General features: G+C 60.4%; 17 protein-coding genes and 2 pseudogenes. 6 read left to right on the top strand and 13 right to left on the bottom strand.

The genetic code is table 11. From position 1 onward, the window contains the following. The first annotated feature begins 11 nt into the window (after window positions 1-11). Window positions 12-1,421 carry an MFS transporter gene (locus ACUN0G_RS20595; RefSeq protein ID WP_445574139.1) on the top strand — a complete coding sequence of 470 codons (1,410 nt, stop codon included), beginning with the start codon at window positions 12-14 and terminating at the stop codon, window positions 1,419-1,421. Between the two features lie 135 nt (window positions 1,422-1,556). Continuing rightward, window positions 1,557-2,069 carry a hypothetical protein gene (locus ACUN0G_RS20590; protein WP_445574138.1) on the top strand — a complete coding sequence of 171 codons (513 nt, stop codon included), beginning with the start codon at window positions 1,557-1,559 and terminating at the stop codon, window positions 2,067-2,069. Between the two features lie 127 nt (window positions 2,070-2,196). Here ACUN0G_RS20590 and ACUN0G_RS20585 read toward each other — a convergent pair. The 3 genes and pseudogenes from ACUN0G_RS20585 to ACUN0G_RS20575 form a co-directional block, all read right to left on the bottom strand. Next, window positions 2,197-2,622, bottom strand: a pseudogene (locus ACUN0G_RS20585) (methyl-accepting chemotaxis protein); the annotation flags it as partial. A 165-nt stretch (window positions 2,623-2,787) separates the two neighbouring features. Next, window positions 2,788-3,411 (bottom strand): annotated as a pseudogene (locus ACUN0G_RS20580) (PAS domain-containing protein); the annotation flags it as partial. A 272-nt stretch (window positions 3,412-3,683) separates the two neighbouring features. Next, window positions 3,684-4,553 carry a LysR substrate-binding domain-containing protein gene (locus ACUN0G_RS20575; RefSeq protein ID WP_445574137.1) on the bottom strand — a complete coding sequence of 290 codons (870 nt, stop codon included), beginning with the start codon at window positions 4,551-4,553 and terminating at the stop codon, window positions 3,684-3,686. 98 nt (window positions 4,554-4,651) lie between these two features. Between ACUN0G_RS20575 and gstA the strand changes: the two genes are divergently transcribed. Further along, the gene (gstA, locus tag ACUN0G_RS20570; protein WP_445574136.1) at window positions 4,652-5,254 is read left to right on the top strand and encodes a glutathione transferase GstA; all 603 of its coding nucleotides are present in this window, start codon (window positions 4,652-4,654) and stop codon (window positions 5,252-5,254) included. 305 nt (window positions 5,255-5,559) lie between these two features. Here the strand turns inward: gstA and ACUN0G_RS20565 are convergent, their stop codons facing one another. The 5 genes from ACUN0G_RS20565 to ACUN0G_RS20545 all read right to left on the bottom strand — a co-directional run bounded on the left by ACUN0G_RS20565 (window position 5,560) and on the right by ACUN0G_RS20545 (window position 10,139). Next, window positions 5,560-6,486, bottom strand: a complete 927-nt coding sequence (locus ACUN0G_RS20565; RefSeq protein WP_421552772.1) for an aliphatic sulfonate ABC transporter substrate-binding protein — start codon at window positions 6,484-6,486, stop codon at window positions 5,560-5,562. Continuing rightward, a complete protein-coding gene (locus tag ACUN0G_RS20560) occupies window positions 6,486-7,499 on the bottom strand; it encodes an ABC transporter substrate-binding protein (RefSeq protein WP_445574135.1) in 1,014 nt (337 codons plus the stop codon). Before ACUN0G_RS20560 ends, ACUN0G_RS20565 begins: the two co-directional genes overlap by 1 nt. 145 nt (window positions 7,500-7,644) lie before the next feature. Next, entirely contained in the window at window positions 7,645-8,190 is a 546-nt protein-coding gene (locus tag ACUN0G_RS20555; protein WP_445574134.1) for a sigma-70 family RNA polymerase sigma factor, read from the bottom strand. Between the two features lie 218 nt (window positions 8,191-8,408). After that, a complete protein-coding gene (locus ACUN0G_RS20550) occupies window positions 8,409-9,188 on the bottom strand; it encodes a phosphate/phosphite/phosphonate ABC transporter substrate-binding protein (RefSeq protein WP_445574133.1) in 780 nt (259 codons plus the stop codon). Between the two features lie 9 nt (window positions 9,189-9,197). Continuing rightward, window positions 9,198-10,139 (bottom strand): fatty acid desaturase, encoded by a 942-nt coding sequence (locus ACUN0G_RS20545; RefSeq protein ID WP_445574132.1) that lies wholly within the window; start codon window positions 10,137-10,139, stop codon window positions 9,198-9,200. A gap of 334 nt (window positions 10,140-10,473) precedes the next feature. Between ACUN0G_RS20545 and ACUN0G_RS20540 the strand changes: the two genes are divergently transcribed. Continuing rightward, entirely contained in the window at window positions 10,474-10,911 is a 438-nt protein-coding gene (locus ACUN0G_RS20540) for a GNAT family N-acetyltransferase (protein ID WP_258347338.1), read from the top strand. Window positions 10,912-10,971: 60 nt separating this feature from the next. Further along, window positions 10,972-11,790, top strand: a complete 819-nt coding sequence (locus ACUN0G_RS20535) for a class I SAM-dependent methyltransferase (RefSeq protein ID WP_445574131.1) — start codon at window positions 10,972-10,974, stop codon at window positions 11,788-11,790. Between the two features lie 136 nt (window positions 11,791-11,926). Here the strand turns inward: ACUN0G_RS20535 and def are convergent, their stop codons facing one another. The 3 genes from def to ACUN0G_RS20520 form a co-directional block, all read right to left on the bottom strand. Continuing rightward, the gene (gene def / locus ACUN0G_RS20530) at window positions 11,927-12,466 is read right to left on the bottom strand and encodes a peptide deformylase (RefSeq protein ID WP_003213049.1); all 540 of its coding nucleotides are present in this window, start codon (window positions 12,464-12,466) and stop codon (window positions 11,927-11,929) included. Window positions 12,467-12,469: 3 nt separating this feature from the next. Continuing rightward, entirely contained in the window at window positions 12,470-13,414 is a 945-nt protein-coding gene (locus tag ACUN0G_RS20525) for a YihY/virulence factor BrkB family protein (RefSeq protein ID WP_003213047.1), read from the bottom strand. Between the two features lie 182 nt (window positions 13,415-13,596). After that, window positions 13,597-13,782, bottom strand: coding sequence for a CsbD family protein (locus ACUN0G_RS20520; RefSeq protein ID WP_058414423.1), 186 nt, complete (start codon window positions 13,780-13,782; stop codon window positions 13,597-13,599). 199 nt (window positions 13,783-13,981) lie between these two features. Here ACUN0G_RS20520 and ACUN0G_RS20515 point away from each other — a divergent pair, with 199 nt between their 5' ends. Beyond that, the gene (locus ACUN0G_RS20515; protein ID WP_003213043.1) at window positions 13,982-14,359 is read left to right on the top strand and encodes a hypothetical protein; all 378 of its coding nucleotides are present in this window, start codon (window positions 13,982-13,984) and stop codon (window positions 14,357-14,359) included. A gap of 184 nt (window positions 14,360-14,543) precedes the next feature. Here ACUN0G_RS20515 and fadD1 read toward each other — a convergent pair whose 3' ends face one another. Further along, a complete protein-coding gene (fadD1, locus tag ACUN0G_RS20510) occupies window positions 14,544-16,235 on the bottom strand; it encodes a long-chain-fatty-acid--CoA ligase FadD1 (protein WP_093206871.1) in 1,692 nt (563 codons plus the stop codon). A gap of 379 nt (window positions 16,236-16,614) precedes the next feature. Further along, window positions 16,615-18,303 (bottom strand): long-chain-fatty-acid--CoA ligase FadD2, encoded by a 1,689-nt coding sequence (gene fadD2 / locus ACUN0G_RS20505; protein ID WP_421552765.1) that lies wholly within the window; start codon window positions 18,301-18,303, stop codon window positions 16,615-16,617. Window positions 18,304-18,496: the final 193 nt, after the last annotated feature.

Genomic DNA, 18,496 nt, shown 5'->3' with positions numbered 1-18,496 from the left:
GTCTTCTGCCCATGTCTTCACCCTCTCTTGCAGACGGCATCGACCCGATCCGCGCCGCCCACATCAGCGCGCGCATTGATCGCCTGCCTGCCGTCGCCACCGTCTGGCGCCTGGTGGCGCTGCTATCGATTGGCGGCTTTTTCGAACTGTATGACTTGTTCCAGACTGCCTATATCAGCCCAGGTCTGATCAGCGACGGGATTTTCCACACCGGCAGCCAGGGCGTGTTCGGCTTTTCCGACCAGGCGGCCTTTGCCTCGGCGACCTTCCTCGGCCTGTTCCTCGGCGCCAGCCTGCTCAGCCCGATTGCCGACCGCTACGGGCGCCGGGCGATCTTCACCTTTGCGTTGATCTGGTACACCGTTGCCACCGTGTTGATGGGCATCCAGACCTCCGCCCTGGGCATCATCTGCATGCGCTTCCTGGTGGGCATCGGCCTGGGCATCGAACTGGTGACCATCGACGCCTACCTCTCGGAACTGGTGCCCAAGCGCATGCGCAGTTCGGCGTTCGCCTTTGCGTTTTTCATCCAGTTCCTGTCGGTGCCGGCGGTGGCCTTGATGTCGTGGTGGCTGGTGCCCCAGGCGCCGTTCGGGATCTCCGGCTGGCGCTGGGTGGTGCTGAGCAGTGCGGTGTTTGCGCTGTTTATCTGGCAACTGCGCAAGCGCCTGCCGGAGTCACCACGCTGGCTCGCGCAAAAAGGCCGCTTCGACGAAGCCGGGCAGATCATGGACAGCCTCGAAGCGCGCTGCCAGAAAGACCACGGCAAGCCGCTGGACGAACCGGAACCGGAAGCCGTGAGTGTGCAGGGCCAAGGGCGCTTTGCTGATATCTGGCAACCGCCGTACCGGCGCCGGGCGTTGATGCTGATTGTGTTTCATGTGTTCCAGGCCATCGGCTTTTTTGGTTTCGGCAACTGGCTGCCGGCGCTGCTCTCGGGCCAGGGCGTGAGCGTCACTCACAGCCTGGGTTATGCCTTCATCATCACCCTCGCCTACCCGCTGGGGCCGCTGCTGTTTGTGAAGGTGGCGAACCGCTTTGAGAACAAATGGCAGATTGTCGGCTCGGCCCTGGGGGCGGTGATCTTCGGCAGTTTGTTCGCGCTGCAAACCACCGCCGTGGGGCTGGTGATCTGCGGGGTGATGATCACCTTCTGTAACGCCTGGCTGAGCTTCAGTTATCACTCCTACCAGAGCGAACTGTTCCCCACCAATATCCGCGCCCGGGCGGTGGGGTTCTGCTATTCGTTCAGCCGGTTGTCGACGGTGTTCAGCAGCTTGTTGATCGGCGTGATTCTCGAACACCTCGGCACGCCCGGCGTGTTGGCGTTTATCGCCAGCAGCATGTTGATCGTGATGATCACCATCAGTTGGTTCGGCCCGCGCACCCGCAACCTGGCGCTGGAGAACATTGCCCACTAGCGGCAAACACTGGCCGTCGGCACGCCAACGCTTGCCGACGGTGGCGGCCCAAGGCCCCGTAAACACGGGACCACACCACTGGGCACGCTAATTGCTCCTCCTGTGGCACCGCCCACATCCACAGGTGTCCTGATCATGCTGATCAACAACAATCCCCAGGCTCAGTCGACGATCCAACGCATCAAGCGCGCAGACATGGACCCGGCCAACGCTGCCGCCAGCGCGCTGTACAGCGGTGCTGCACAAAACGCGCAGGGTGCCGGTGCCGCCGGCGTGTCCACCACCCAGGCCGCCGCCGATGCCAAGGCTGACAACATCGACGCAGCCTTTGCCAAGACCCGCGTGCAGTTGCAGGCCACCACCGCGGCCACGTCGAGCACCGATGTGCCCAAGACCGACTCCACCACGTCGGCCCGCAGTGACTTCACCGACTACATGAAGAAAAGCCCGGCCGAGCGCATCCGCGAGCAACTGCTCAAGGAACAGGGTTTGACCGAAGAAGATGTGAAGAACCTGCCGCAGGAAAAGCAGGACGCCATTTCCAAGGAAGTCGCCGCGCGCCTGAAGGACCAGCAGGCGCAGCAGGTAGCGGCGAAAACCGCTGACCCGCAGGCGCAGACGGTGAAAGAAACCTTGGCTGCGATCTAAGCCACGCGCAATGATCGTTCCCACGCTCCGCGTGGGAATGCAGCCCAAGACGCTCTGCGTCCGCTCTTGAAGTCGTGACGCAGAGCGTCACCGAATGCATTCCCACGCTGAGCGTGGGAACGATCTGTTACTGCAGTTGCAGTGTCGAGTTGAACTGACTGATCGCATCCACCACATGCCGTGACCCTTCTTGAATCTCCAGGATCACGTGCCCCGCCTCGTTCGCCAACTCCACCCCAAGCCCCGTGCGGCTCAAGCTCGACTGCATGCTCGACACCGCGCTGATCGACAGGTCGTGGTTCTTGCGCACCACATCCACAATCTCGATTGTCGCCTGGCTGGTACGTGCTGCAAGGCTGCGCACTTCATCTGCCACCACTGCAAAGCCGCGCCCATGTTCACCCGCTCGGGCCGCTTCAATCGCGGCGTTGAGCGCCAGCAGGTTGGTCTGGTCGGCGATGCCGCGGATGGTCTGGACGATGCTGCCGATGATGTCCGACTGCTTGCTCACCGCATCGATGCTCACGGCGGCTTCGTTTAGGTCGCGAGAGATTTCTTCGATGATCTGCACGGTCTGCTGCACCACTTCCGACCCCTTGCGGGCGCAGGCATCGTTCTGCACCGAGGTGGCGTGGGCCGAGTCGGCGGCGGTGCGCAAGGTGGTGACCTGGTCGGTGATGTCACTGGCGAACTTCACCACTTTGTACAGGCGCCCGCTGGCATCGAAGATCGGGTTGTAGGAGGCTTCCAGGAACAGCGTCTGGCCGAATTTGTCTTTGCGCTCAAACCGATGGGAGTGATATTCGCCGCGATTGAGCGAGGCCCAGAAGGCTTTATAGGCCGGCGAATCGGTCTCACCGCGATGGCAGAACATACTGTGGTGCTGGCCCACGATTTCACCGAGGGAATACTTCACCGTCTTCAGGAAGTTGTCGTTGGCATTCAGAATCTGGCCTTGCGGGGTGAATTCGATCACCGCCATGGAGCGGCCGATGGCGTCGATCAGGCTCTGGTTTTCATGCTCGTGGTGGATTCGCGCCGAGATATCCGAGGCGACCTTGATCACGCTCTGTACCTGGTTATCGGCACCGAGCACCGGCATGTAACTGGCCTCCAGCCACACTTCCTGGCCATGTTTATTCAACCGCATGAACGTGCCGCTGAGAGGTTCCCCCCGCGCCAGGTCGTACCAGAGCTTGGCGTAGGCATCGGTGTGGGTGTAGGCCTCTTCGCAGAAAATCCGGTGATGCTGGCCGCGAATTTCTTCGGCGCTGTAGCCCATGGTCTTGCAGAAGTTTTCATTGGCATCCAGCACGATGCCGTTGCGGTCAAACTCGATCATTGCCATGGAACGGCTGATGGCGGCCAATTTGGCTTTGGCTTCGGTAAGGGCACAGGCGAAACGTTCGATTTCCAGCAGGTCGGATTTGTGTTGGCGGTTGAACATGGTGGATCACCCTTTATTTTCCCGACGCCCACGGGGGCGCATTCCATTCACGGTTTGAATCTTGATCGCAGACCTTTATCGGGGAACCTATCCAAAACGCTTTATATGCCGAGCGTCATCAACGGTTCTGGGTGAGCATAGACAGGCGTTGGCGCTATGCAAGGCCACTAGTCAGCCAGCATTTGCAACAAGGCATTAACGGCTGCGGAAGGCGGTTGGTGGCGTGAGGTCACCAAGGCAAACTCGCGATGCACCGGCTCCGCCAGCGGCATGATGCGCAAGCCTTGGCGCTGCGCGGGCAGGGTCATCTCGGGTACCAGGGTGACGCCGACACCTTCGCGCACCAGGCTGAAGGCGCTGTTCCATTCCCGCACTTCCACCCGTACCTCGCGCAATGTCAGACCGGCTTCCTGCGCCAGGCTGCGGGCATTGACGGTGCAGCCGCCGGTGGCAAGCACAAAGGGTTGCTCCACCAATTCTTCCAGCGTCACGGTTGCCTGCGCCGGGCGCCGGGAAAACGCGTGTGCCATCGGCAACACGGCCACCCAGTTGTCGCGCCCCAGCACCGCAGCATTGCGCTCGGATGGCGGGTTGAGTACCACCCCCAGGTCGATCAGATTCGCGTCAAGCAAGGTGTTCACTTCATCGTCGGTCACCTCCAGGGCCGTGACGTCGATGCCCGGGTATAGCTGGTTGAACCGCCGCAACAGCGGCGGCAGGAACACCGCCAGCACCATGGGGAAACTCGCGATGCGAATCGTCCCGCGCAGCATGGGCCGCGCTTCGTCCACCGTGGTACGAATCGCCTGCAAGGCCCCCAGCATCACCCGCGCCTGCTCGATCACTTGCACGCCCAAGGCGGTGGGCACAGTCTGGCGCGCCTCACGCACAAACAGTTGCGCACCGAGGTTGGCCTCCATGGCTGCCATGGCCTGGCTGGCGGCGGACTGAGTCATGCCCACCCGCTCGGAGGCCGCAGTGATACTGCCGTTGTCCGCCACGGCCACCAGCAGGCGCCAGTGCATCAGGTTCATCATGGCAGTAGCTGTCCTTATGGCAGGATTCTGAAAGATTAATTTTACGCAAGGTGCCATGCCCGCGAGACTGAAGGCAACTGTCCTGCGGAGTTGCCCCGATGAAGCTGTATTTTTCCCCGAATGCCTGTTCCCTCGCGTCCCATATCGTGCTGCGGGAACTGGCCCTGCCGTTTGAATTGATTCGCGTCGACAACCAGAAAAAGCTCACCGCTGACGGTGATGATTTCCTGCAGATCAACCCCAAGGGCTACGTGGCGGCGCTGCAACTGGACGACGGCGAGGTGCTGACCGAAGGTGCCGCGATCCTGCAATACCTGGCCGACCGGGTACCTGCGGCAGGCCTGGCGCCGGCCAATGGCAGTTGGGAGCGGGTGCGTTTGCAGGAGTGGCTGAACTTTGTCTCCAGCGAGATTCATGGCGGGCTGGGGGTGTTGTTCAAGGACGCGATTCCGGATGAAGTGAAGGCGCTGTTCAAGGCCACGCTGTTCAAGCGGTTCGCGATTCTGGTGCAGACCCTGGAGCGTCAGGACTACCTGCTGGGCGCGCAGTACTCGGTGGCGGATGCGTACCTGTTTGTGGTGCTGCGCTGGGCGGGGTTGTTTGATATCGACTTGCAGCAGTGGCCGGCGTTGGCGAAGTTTCAGCAGCGGGTGGGCGAGCGGCCGGCAGTGATTGCTGCGTTGGCCGCTGAAAATTCATGACCTGAAATGCTCCCACATTTGATCTTCATTGTTTTACAGGTAGGGCCAACACATCCACTGACCCGGATGGCAACACTGGATTCAATGGCGTTGAGGAAGTCGATGCAGATCGGTTGCATGGCTTACTCTTTGTGGCGAGGGGGCTTGTCCCCCGTTGGGTCGCGAAGCGGCCCCAATAAGATCGCCGAGTTGTTTCAGTCAGAGCGGGTTGGCAGGTTTCAGGGCTGCTTCGCAGCCCAACGGGGGACAAGCCCCCTCGCCACAAAAGCCCCCTTGCCACTTGGGATAGTTGGTTGCCACGAGGGTTACGGGGCCTTGAACACCACTTGCTGCACATCGACCTTTTTCGGGATCAGGCCATTGGCAAAAAACGCGTCGGCCGTGCCTTGTTGGGTGGCGATGTCCGTTGCGTTCAGTGGCCGGCTCGGCGTCGGCGAGCGGTGCTTGAAGTAGCTTTCTACCACCGCCGGCTGCAAGCCCAGTGTCTTGGCCATCAGCGCGACGCTTTCGTCATGCTGGTCCAAAGACAACCGCTGCGCCTGGGCAAACACCTTGAGAATCGCGGCAATCGCCTGGGGATACTGCTTGGCAAACGGGCCGCTGGCGATGAAGAAACTGCCCGCGGGGTTCAGCCCCTGGCCATCCCCCAACACCTTCGCCGAACCATCCACCACCGCCGCCGAGTAGTACGGGTCCCACACGACCCAGGCGTCGACCTTGCCTTGTTCAAACGCGGCACGGCCGTCGGAGGGCGACAGGTACACCACGTTCACGTCCTTCCACTGCAAGCCGGCACGCAGCAGGCTTTTGAGGAACAGGTTGTGGGCGCTGGAGCCCTTGAGCAGCGCCACGCGCTTGCCCTTGAGTTCGGCGACACTTTGCACAGTGCTGTCCTTGGGCAGCAGGATGGCTTCGGTGCGGCCGTCATTGGGTTCGACGCCGATATAGCGAATGTCGATCCCGGCGGCCTGGGCGAAGATCGGCGGGATGTCGCCGATATTGCCGATGTCGATGCTGCCGCCGTTCAAGGCTTCGATCAGCGGCGGGCCGCCGAGGAATTCGATCCACTCGACCTTGGTGCCCGGCAACCCTTGCTCGAACAGGTGATGCTCACGGGCGAGCACCATGCTCACCGAGCTTTTCTGGTAGCCGACGCGCAGGGTGGCCGGGTCTGCCGCCAGCAGAGGCCCGGCGCACAGCGCCAACAGGGTGGCTGCGATGAGTTTGCGCATCAGAGACTCTCCTTGACCTTGGCTGCGACGTCGGCCGGTACCCATTGCTGCCAGACCTGCGGTTGTTCTTTCAGGAACGCTTCGGCCACTTGGCGCGGCGCGGTGCGTTTCTCGGCCATTTGCGCGAGGATGCCGTTGAGCAGGTCAATCGGCAGGTCGACCTTTTCAAAGAACGTCACCAGTTGCGGGTACTGCGCCTTGAACGGCGCCGACACGCCAATCGCCAGGTGCGCCGGCATCGAGCGGGTGCCGATGGGGTGCGGGTTGTTGGCGTCGGCCAGGGTCTTCCAGGCTTCGGCGTTGAACGGTGGCTCTTCCAGTTTGATCAGCTTGAAGCGCCCCAACAGTGGCGTCGGTGACCAGTAGTAGAACAGCACCGGCTTGCCGCGTCGGATCGACGAAGCGACCTCGGCATCCAGCGCCGCACCAGAGCCGGTGCGGAAGTTGACGAAGGTGTCGGTCAGGCCGTAAGCCTTGAGTTTCTGGCTGTTGACGATCTCCGAGGTCCAGCCGGTGGGGCTGTTGAGGAAGCGCCCGCGGGTGGGGTCTTCAGGGTCGCGGAACACGTCTTTGTAGCGGGCCAGGTCGGCCACGGATTTAAGCTCCGGGGCCAGGGGCTTGATGCCGCGTTCGGCGTCGCCCTTGATCACGTATTCCGGTACCCACCAGCCTTCGGTGGCGCCTTTGACGGTGTCGCCCAGGCCGAACACTTTACCTTCGCTTTCGGCCTTGACCCACGCCGGACTGCGCCCGGCCCACTCTTCGCCGATCACCTGGATATCGTCCTTGGCCAGGGCAGCTTCCAGGCTCACGGTGCTGCCGGGCAAGGTGTCGGTGGGCAGGCCGTAGCCTTTCTCGACGATCAGGCGCAGCACTTCGGTGATGAGGCTGCCGCTTTCCCAGGTGATGTCACCGAAGTGGATCGGTTTGGCAGGTTCGGCGGCTGTGGCGGACTGTGCCAGAACGGTCAGCGCCATTAGCGAGCCACCGAGCAGGTTTTTGAGTGTTCTCATGAGTAGCCTCTTGGAGATGATCGTTCCCACGCTCTGCGTGGGAATGCCTCTTGTGACGCTCCGCGTCACGCTTTGGGGCGCAGAGCGCCCCAGGCTGCATTCCCACGCGGAGCGTGGGAACGATCGGTAGGTGGTTTAAAAGTCATCACTGAGCCGCGTGCAGTAAAGGCGCCGTCGGCGGCAGGTACCTGTATTGCTGGCCCGGGGTCTGGCGCAAACGGCTCATGTAGTTGCTGACCGAACGCGGGGAAATACCCAGTTCAGCTGCGATTTGCGGGTAGGTCAGGCCGTTGAGTTGCGACAGCAGAAAGGTCGCCTTGACCTTGGCCGGCAAGCCGTCGAGCAACTGGTCGATGGCCTGCAGGGCTTCGAGCATTTGCGCGAGGTCTTCCGGGGATGGCGCGGGTGACGCTTCGTCCTGATCGAGGGCGTCGAGGTAAACGCGCTCCAGGTCTCGACGGCGCCACAGCTGGTACATCAGGCGTTGAGCGATGGTGGTGAGCAAGGCGCGAGGCTGGCGAATCGGCGCCACGCCCGGGGAGCTGAGAAGCTGGACGAAGGTGTCGGCGGCGATGTCTTCGGCGTGGGCACGAGAATCGAGGTGGCGGTGCAAACGGCTGCACAGCCAGTCGTAATGAGTGCGGAATAATCCGCCCACGTAGTCGCGGTGAGAAGTGTCGGCGCCGGACATAGTGGCTCCATCTAAGTAGGTTGCGCGTTATGTCCGGTGTTCCGGTGGAGCGATCCTAGCAAGGCCGGTTATTCTTTAATAATATTAAAAAGGTATTTTTATATAACCGATAGTTCTCACGCTCTGCGTGGGAATGCCGCCTTGGACGCTCTGCGTCTGCTTTGAAATCGTGACGCAGAGCGTCACAGGATGCGTTCCCACGCGGAGCGTGGGAACGATCATTGGAGGCGTGGATAACCCAGGGCTTCGGCCTGTTGCCGGTAATCCAGCAGCACTTGGTAATCGGCTTCGGAGGCGGGTAGCACTTCGCGTACGCCGAGGGTTTGCACCACGTCGGGCAGGTCCTGCAAGGCCAGGTTCATGGCTTCCCGCAGGTGTTCACTTGAGCCCAACGCGGTGATGTATGGCAATGTCGGGCTGGGCGCACTGCGGGTGACGATCCGCAATCCGGCCACTTCCTGCGGCGCAAAGTGCGCGAGGTAATCGAAGGTCACGCTGTCGATGGCGGCCAGGTCAGCACGGTCTTCCAGCAGCCAGCGCAGGCTTTCACGATGGGCGCCGCTGATGCCGACTTCGGCAAAGAACCGACCGCCCTGCTGCAACGGCGCCAGGCGTTCGCGCAGCAGGTTCATGCCGCTGTTGGAGTCATGGCCGTTGATCACGCCGCGGCTGTTGTAGAAGTCGGCCAAGGCGCTGCGTGGGTTGTCGTCGCCGGTCAGCAGCAGGCTGCAATGCTGGCCGCCGCTGCTGTGGGGCAGTTCGTAGCGCGGGCGGCCAATCACCTGGACTTGCCCGCGCAGCTCGGTCATCAGCGGGTAGCCGCAGGTTTGCGTCAGCAGCAGTTCGGGGGCACGCCACAGGCTGCGCAGGTCAAGATGCTCGGCGTTGCGACGGGTCACGCCCAGGCGTTCCAGGATGCGCGAAAGCCAACGCTCATTGGCCTGTTGCACCTCTTGCGGCGCCACGTACATCAGCAGTTCGGCGTAGCGGTCACTCATGGTCGTCTCTCAAGCAAAGGGATGCCGTGGGCTGTCGATGGCCTTGAGCCCGTGCCGGCCGATCAACTGGCCGTAACCCTGCACCAGAAACCCGCCGCTGCGCGCCACCCATTGTTCGCGGCGCGCGCGGTAGACGGTGGGCAGCAAGTACCACGGCAGCTTCGGCAAGTCGTGATGTACCAGGTGCAGGTTGTTATTGAGGAACAACCAGGTCCACGGCCAAGCGGCTTCATTGAGCACCGTGCGCTGTTCCGGTTGCGGGTGCGGACGGTGTTCATAGTAGGAACGGATCGCCGCCACCGACAAGGCCGGCACGCTGACCAGCGCCACGTAGTGCCACACCGGCAGCACGCTGTAGTGGGCGATGAAGGCCAGCATCAGCGCGGTCACGGCACCATGGCTCAGCCACATCAGCCAGGCCTGGCGCTGGCCCTGGCGCAGGCGCCTGAATTCGTTGCGTGCCAGCTTCCACAGCGCCAGCGGCGAGCCCAGCAGGAAGCGCCCGAGCACGGTCTTGGTCAGCCAATGCAGGGTGCGCTCAAAGGGTGAGCTCGCTGACCACTGCAATTGATTCAGGTAGCGGCTTTCCGGGTCGACACCGGGCACCGTCAGGTCTTCGTCGTTGTGGTGCACCAGGTGGCAGTTGCGGTACAGGGTGTAGGGGTACCAGACGGCAAACGGCGCGTAGCCGAGGAGTTTGTTCAGGGCATTGAAACGGGTGGGATGGCCGTGCAGGAGTTCGTGTTGCAGGGACATCCACAGCGCCACGAGCGGAATCAACAGTGCAGTACTCAGCCACCGGCCAAGCCAGTGGCTGGCGAGGATCACGGCAAACCAGCCGCCGTACACGCCGATCAACAGCAGCCAGGTCGGCCACTCGGTACGGGCGGTAAACGTCTGGGCCAGGGCTTCGATTTCAAAGCTGTGGGTTTCATCAAGGTAGTTGGACATCGGCAGCTCAGGGCAGGCGTGGCCGACGAAAAAGTCGGCTTCATCCTGCTCTGTGCAATGAGGCGGGGAAATCTTGCAGATCGTTTGGTGCTTAGCTTAGAACTTAATGACCGAACAGATTGCTGTCGGTTTTCTTGGCCTTTTTCTCGGCGCGTTTTTCATCGGCGGTCTTTGCCGGTTTCTTCTTGTCAGCTTTCTTGGAATTCAGACCTTTGGCCATGATGCGTGCTCCACTTACAGGGGATGTAACACTGGGTATAACACCGATTGCCCAACAGAAGGCGCTTTGCCCGACTTATAATCTTCGCCCCCTGAATTCGCGTGTTTGAAAACCATGCCCGAGTTGCACATCGACCGACTGGCAGAGCCGTTGTGGCCGCTGCTGAACAAGTTCTACCGCAGCCATAACTCACCGATGAAGGCTCTCAAGGGTGGCCAGTTATGGGTGGCCAAAGGCAGCGAGATTGTCGCAGGGCTGTGCCTGACGCCGGTGGTGGGCGGGCAATGGCTGACCGGGCTGTTTGTCGACCCGGCCATGCGTGGCCAGGGGCTGGCGGCGCAATTGATTCGCGCCTCGGTGGCCGGCGTTGAAGGCACGGTGTGGCTGCTGTGCCATCCGGACCTGGAAGGCTTTTACCAACGCCTGGGTTTTACCCAGGACACGCTGCTGCCGCAGTCTCTGTCCGAGCGCCTGGTGCGTTACAAACGCAACAAGCCCATGATCGCCATGGGCTTAGAACCGTTGATGAGGTCGACCTTCGATAAAGTGTGATCAGCCGTTGTGAGCCCCATGCTAGCCTCGGCGGCACCAGCGGCCCATTACAGGATGATCATGAAAGCGACCCTTGCAGCCTTATCCCTTGCAGCCCTCCTCGCCCCGGCCTTGAGCCAGGCAGCCGAAGCGCCGGTTTCCGCCGAGCAGTACGCAAGCGTGCTCGCCGGCAGTTGGCGCGTGCCGGCCAACAGCGCCCGCGATGTTTATCGTCACCCGCAACAGACCCTGGAATTCTTTGGTCTGCGGGCCAACCAGACCCTGATCGAAATCACCCCGGGTGGCGGCTGGTACAGCGAAGTGCTGGCGCCGCTGCTCAAGGACAACGGCCATTACATCGCCGCTGTGCAGGCGCCGAACAGCAGTGCCTACGCGCGTACGTCAGAGGAAAACCTGAAGAAGAAATTCGCCGCAGACCCGGTGCATTATTCCAAGGCCGGCTTCGTCGAGTTCGATCCCAAGGCACCGGTGCTGGGCCAGCCTGGCTCGGCGGACACGGTGCTGACCTTTCGCAATGTGCATAACTGGGTGATGGCGGATACGGCGCCGGCGATGTTCGAAGCGTTCTTCAAGGTGTTGAAACCGGGTGGCGTGCTGGGGGTGGTGGATCACCGGGCCAAGGATGGGGCGTCGCTGGAAGACATCAAGCACAGCGGTTACCTGACCACCGCGTATGTGGTGAAACTGGCGACCGAGGCGGGGTTCAAGCTTGAGGGTCAGAGCGAGGTGAATGCCAACCCGAAAGACACCAAGGATTACCCGGATGGGGTCTGGACGTTGCCGCCGGCGTTGACGTTGGGGGAGAAGGACAAGGCCAAGTATGTGGCGATTGGTGAGTCGGATCGGATGACGTTGCGGTTTGTGAAGCCCGCAAAATAAGCTGAATGCACGCAGAACAAATGTGGGAGCGGGCTTGCTCGCGAATGCGGTGGATCAGTCTATATCTTCGGTGACTGGCACTCCGCTTTCGCGAGCAAGCCCGCTCCCACAGTTTGATGTGTGTTTTGCCTGAGGGTTATTCGTCTGCCGTCGGATCCATATCCGGGAACATCACTTCGATAAACCCGAACTTGCTGAAATCGGTAATCCGCGACGGGTACAGCCGGCCGATCAGGTGATCACACTCGTGCTGTACCACCCGTGCGTGAAAGCCTTCGGCAATCCGCACAATCGGTTCGCCTTTGGGGTCAAACCCTTCGTAGCGAATCTGCTGGTAACGGTCCACCGCCCCACGCAAACCAGGCACCGACAGGCACCCTTCATAACCTTCTTCCAGCACCGGGCTAAGGGGCGTGATCAGCGGGTTGATCAGGATGGTCTGGGGCACGGCGGGCGCGTCCGGGTAGCGTTCGCTGCTCTCGAAACCGAAGATCACCAGTTGCAGGTCTACACCGATCTGCGGCGCGGCCAGGCCGACGCCACCGACGTGTTCCATGGTCTGGAACATGTCATCAATCAACTGCCACAGCTCGGGGCTGTCGAACATCTCCGGCGGAACCGGCGGGGCAATACGCAGCAGGCGCTCATCGCCCATTTTCAGGATTTCACGGATCATCGATCAGACTTCGTCGGTAGTGGGCTTGAGTGAGGGGTCTCGGCCGAGGCCGGAAACATGCTTTTTTTCGTCGTGCTCGCCAAAGTCCTTTTCACCAGGATCCTTGCCTTCAGCCGACATGTGTTCGATCACGGCATTCATCTCCGCCCCCAGCAACAGCACGGCGGCCGAAATGTAGAAGTACAGCAGCAACACAATAATCGCGCCGATACTGCCATACATGGCGTTGTAGTCGGCAAAGGTTTTGACGTAGTAGCCAAACCCCAGGGAAGCGACGATCCAGACCACCACCGCCAGGACCGATCCCGGGGTGATAAAGCGAAACTTCTGCTTCACGTCAGGCATCACGTAGTACATCAACGCCACGGAGAACATCAACAGGATGACGATCAGCGGCCAACGCAGGATGGTCCACAGCGTGACCACGAATTCCTGCATGCCGATCTGCCCCGCCAGCCATTCCATCACCTGCGGCCCGAGCACCATCAAGGCGGCGGCGGCCAACAGCATGCCGGCGAAACCTACGGTGTAGAAAATCGACAGCGGGAAGCGCTTCCAGATCGGTCGGCCTTCCACCACGTCATAGGCGGCATTCATCGCACTCATCATCAGGCGCACACCCGCCGAGGCGGTGTACAGCGCGATCACGATACCCACCGACAACAGGCCACCCTTGGATTGCTGCAACTGGTCGATCACCGGGTTGACCTGCTCCAGGGCCTGGGGCGGCAATACCAGTTCCGATTGCATGCGCAGCCAGGTGAAGAAGTCCGGCAGGTGCAGGAAACCGATCAGGGCAATCAGGAACAGCAGGAAGGGAAACAGCGAGAACAGCATCTGGTAGGCCAGCGCCGAGGCGTACGTAGGCATCTCGTCATCGAGGAACTCTGTGACAGTGCGCACCAGCACTTTGTGCAGGGGCAAGCCTTGTAATACCGGAAAAATCATAGCGTCTCCTTTCGCCGCAAAAAATTTGAGTTCGTGGGCGACTCAGGGGCCGTTTTCTACATCAAGGTAGCCCATTTGGCGACCCTGAAACAATTTCCAATGTTTAATCACTGCGGGTGACACAAAAACGGCCATCCGTGGATAGCCGTCGGGCTGCTGGAGTGCAGTCAGCCAGGTCGGGACTATTTGGTCGCTTTCTTGACCGCGTCCTTGGTGTCGCCAACTGCTTTTTGCACTTCGCCTTTCTTTTCCTGAACCACGCCTTCAGCCCGCAACTTGTCGTTGCCGGTGACTTTGCCAACACCTTGTTTGATGTTGCCAACGGCTTCGTTCGCTAAACCTTTTGCCTTATCCGATGTGCTGCTCATGGTATTTCTCCTGGGAACAATCAAGGATTTTGGTCACTACGTAATCGTTGACCCTTGGCCTTTCCAGAGAGTTTCAATTATTTTTTGAGCGGCATTTCATCGCGCCGTACAGGTTTGGCTTTATGTTTTGCGGCCAACCCACGAGAATGCCGGGCACATTCAGGCGCAAGCGCTGGATAACAGATCCCGTAGGAAGGTTATGAAACTCAATAAAGCACAGGCCATCGCCCGCAGAAACCAGGAACTGGGCGGTGCCGTACTCGGCGTCAACAACTGCCACTTCACCGACCTGGACCGCAAACGCAACATCTGGTGGTTCGACCTGCCGGTGGGCCGGATTGCCGTGGGCCAGTACGAGTGGATTCACTTGTTGATGCACAACGCCGAAAGCGACCAGTTGCTGCACCTGAAGGTGCCGACGGTGTTTTTGCGCGAGAAGCTCGAAGGGCTGGTGGTGCGCAATGCTGGCAAACGTAAGCCGGAGATCACGTTGGAGCTGAGTGCAGACAAGGACTCGTTCCTCAAGGATGTACGCCCGGCTGGTGCCGGTGTGAGCTTCGCGCAGTTCGCACTGTAGGAATACGGTTAAAACCTGTGGGAGCTGGCTTGCCTGCGATAGCGGTGGGTCAGCTAACACGGCGGTGACTGGCCCACCGCTATCGCAGGCAAGCCAGCTCCCACATTTGGATTGCATTCCAAGTGACTGAATCATCGCCCAATAAAAAGCCCCGCATCTGCGGGGCTTTTTATTGGGGGCCGAGTTACTTCTTCAAACCCAGCTTTTTCAGTTCTTCATCCCGCAGCTCACGACGCAGGATCTTGCCAACGTTGGTGGTCGGCAGCGCATCGCGGAATTCCACGGCCTTGGGCACCTTGTAGCCCGTGACGTTGGCACGCATGTGCTCCATCACTTGGTCTTTGGTCAGGGTGGCACCGGGCTTGACCACGATGAAGATCTTGATGTGTTCCCCGGACTTCTCGTCCGGCACACCAATGGCTGCACATTGCAGCACGCCCGGCAGGGTCGCCAGTACGTCTTCCAGCTCGTTGGGGTACACGTTGAAACCGGAGACCAGGATCATGTCCTTCTTGCGGTCGACAATGCGCATGTAGCCATCGGGCTGGATGATCGCGATGTCACCGGTCTTCAGCCAGCCTTCGCTGTCGAGGATCTCGGCGGTGGCGTCTTCGCGCTGCCAGTAGCCCTTCATCACTTGCGGGCCCTTGACGCACAACTCGCCCACTTCACCCAGCGCCAGTTCGACGCCGTCATCGGTGATGACCTTGCACAGGGTCGACGGCACCGGGATGCCGATGGTGCCGATCTGGATGTTCTGGATCGGGTTCACGGTGGCCACCGGGCTGGTTTCGGTCATGCCGTAACCTTCGCAGATGGAGCAGCCGGTGACCGCTTTCCAGCGCTCGGCCGCCGCCAGTTGCAGGGCCATGCCACCCGACAGGGTGACTTTCAGCGCCGAGAAATCCAGCTTGCGGAAGGCATCGTTGTTGCACAGGGCAACGAACAGCGTGTTCAGGCCGACAAAGCCGCTGAACTTCCACTTCGACAGTTCCTTGACCATCGCCGACAGGTCGCGCGGGTTGCTGATCAGGATGTTGTGGTTGCCGATCAGCATCATCGCCATGCAATGAAAGGTGAAGGCATAGATGTGGTACAGCGGCAGCGGGGTGATCAGGATCTCGCAGCCTTCATTAAGGTTGGAGCCCATCAGCGCCTTGCACTGCAGCATGTTGGCGACGAGGTTGCGGTGGGTCAGCATCGCGCCTTTGGCCACGCCGGTGGTGCCGCCGGTGTATTGCAATACGGCGACCTCGTCGCTGGCGGGGCTGACTTCGTTCACCGGCTGGCCGTGGCCCTTGGCCAAGACGTCGTTGAACTTGATGGCCTTGGGCAAGTGGTACGCCGGGACCATCTTCTTCACGTATTTGATGACGCTGTTGATCAGCAGGCGCTTGAGCGGCGGCAACAGGTCGGCGACTTCGGTGACGATCACGTGCTTGACGGAAGTCTTGGGCACGACTTTTTCAGCCAAGTGCGCCATGTTGGCCAGGCAAACCAGGGCCTTGGCACCGGAGTCGTTGAATTGGTGTTCCATTTCCCGCGCGGTGTACAGCGGGTTGGTGTTGACCACGATCAAGCCGGCCCGGATGGCACCGAATACGGCGACCGGGTATTGCAGGACGTTGGGCAGTTGCACGGCGATTCGATCACCGGGCTGCAAGTCGGTATGCTGTTGCAGGTAGGCGGCAAAGGCGCCGGACAATTCGTACAGTTCACCGTAGGTGATTGTCTTGCCCAGGTTGCTGAAAGCCGGTTTGTTGGCGAAGCGTTGGCAGGACTGTTTCAGTACCGCCTGAATATTCGGATACTCGTCTGGATTGATTTCTGCAGCAATCCCGGCGGGGTACTTATCCTTCCAAAAGTCTTCGATCATGGAAGCCCACTCCTCAGCGACGCGAATTCATTCATCGCATTTGATGCGATTATTATTTGTTTGTTTTTGGGTGAGTCTGGCGGTTGAAAGCAGGCCAAGAGGTCACAAAGCGCGCCGAGAGTAGCAGCTTTGCCAAAGGCCGCCTAGAGCCAAAAGAGGCCCCTACGGTCATAAACATGACTCAAGAATATCTAATGGTCATTTTTAGAGCAAAGATTCTATAAGCCAGGAAATGGCTCTGGAATGGGCTCTACAGGGCAAAAAAAACAATGTGGGAGCTGGCTTGCCTGCGATTGCGTTTCGTCAGTCGATACATCTGGTGACTGATACACCGCAATCGCAGGCAAGCCAGCTCCCACATTTTTGAGCCTATTCCAAATCAGGCGATGTCGCGAAGCTCACGCCGCAAGATCTTGCCCACCGGCGTCATCGGCAACGACTCACGCAACACAATGTGCTTGGGCACCTTGTAGCCGGTGAAGTTGGCCTTGCAGTAAGTCTTCAGTTCTTCAAGGCTCACGCCCTGGGCACGGGCCACCACAAACAGCTTCACCGCCTCGCCGGTACGCTCGTCCGGCACACCGATCACCGCGCAGCTGGCCACCGCCGGGTGCGCCATCACCACGTCCTCGATCTCGTTGGGGTACACGTTGAAGCCCGAGACGATGATCAGATCCTTCTTGCGATCAACGATACGCACAAAGCCGTCCGGGTCGATCACCGCGATATCGCCGGTCTTGAGCCAGCCTTCGGCGTCCAGGGTCTCGGCGGTCGCCACCGGTTGCTGCCAGTAGCCTTTCATCACTTGCGGGCCCTTGATGCACAACTCGCCCCGCTCGCCCAGCGGCAGCTCCGCGCCGTTGTCGTCGATGACTTTCATCGCCGTGCCCGGTACCGGAATGCCCACGGTACCCAGCTTCGATTTGCCGCCATAGGGGTTGGTGCTGGCCACTGGTGAGGTTTCGGTGAGGCCGTAGCCTTCGCCAATCGCACAGCCGGTCAGTTGCTGCCAGCGCTCGGCCGTGGCCTTGACCAGGGCAGTGCCGCCGGAGTTGGTGAGCTTGAGGTGAGAGAAATCCAGGCTCTTGAAATCAGGGTGATCCATCAACGCCACAAACAGCGTGTTGAGCCCCAGCAGCCCGGTGAAGCGCCACTTCTTGAGCTCCTTGATAAAGCCGCCGATGTCCCGGGGATTGGTGATCAGCACGTTGTGGTTGCCCGACACCATCATGCACATGCAATTCGCGGTGAAGGCATAGATGTGGTACAGCGGCAGCGGCGCGACCATCACCTCCTGCCCTTCCTTGATCAGCGGATGGCCGTCGTCCCCCAGTTGCGACATGCACGCCCGCACTTGCTGCATGTTGGCCACCAGGTTGCCGTGGGTGAGCATGGCGCCCTTGGCCAGGCCGGTGGTGCCGCCGGTGTATTGCAGCACGGCGATGTCGTCCAGGGTCACCGGGTGGCGGATGAGCGCCTGGCCAGCGCCCATGTGCAGGGCACGCTTGAAGGAGATGGCCTGGGGCAGGTTGTAGGCCGGGACCATCTTCTTGACCTTGTCGACCACGGTGTTGATCAGCCAGCCCTTGGCGGCGGGCATGAAGTCGCCCATTTTCGCTTCGATCAGGTACTCGATCTCGGTGTCTTTGCTGACTTCCTCAACCCGCGAGCCGAACAGATTGAGGTACACCAATGCACGAATGCCGGCGTCCTTGAACTGGTGACGCATCTCCCGCGGGGTGTACAGAGGGTTGGTGTTGACCACGATCAGCCCGGCGCGCAGGGCGCCGAACACGGCAATCGGATAATGCAGGACGTTGGGCATCTGCACCGCAATGCGGTCACCCGGTTTGAGGTCGGTGTGCCCTTGCAGGTAACCGGCGAACGCGGCACTGCGCCGGTCCAGCTCGGCATAAGTCAGGGTGATCCCCATGTTGCTGAACGCCGGACGGTCGGCAAAGGTCTTGCAGGAACGCTCGAAAACTTCGATCACCGACTTGTAGGCGCTCAGGTCGATCTCGTTGGGGACCCCGGCCGCGCGTTTGTCATTCCAGAAATCAGGTTGCATTATTCTTGTCCTCTTACCTGAGTGGTCCGGCCGCTTTTGATTGCGATGAAAGCGGAGCTTTGGGGACGTTAGCAGCTATGGTCAATCAGGCAAATACAACAAGATGCGTCATTGATTGTGTGAATCTCCCCGCTGAGGCCAGCGCTGATCCAGCGGCCCGAGGCCGATGAGCGATACACTGCAACGACCCTGA

The organism is Pseudomonas sp. 32A, from assembly GCF_052682255.1.
Note: the sequence above shows the minus strand (reverse complement) of the source record. Positions and strands in the feature narration are given on the sequence as shown.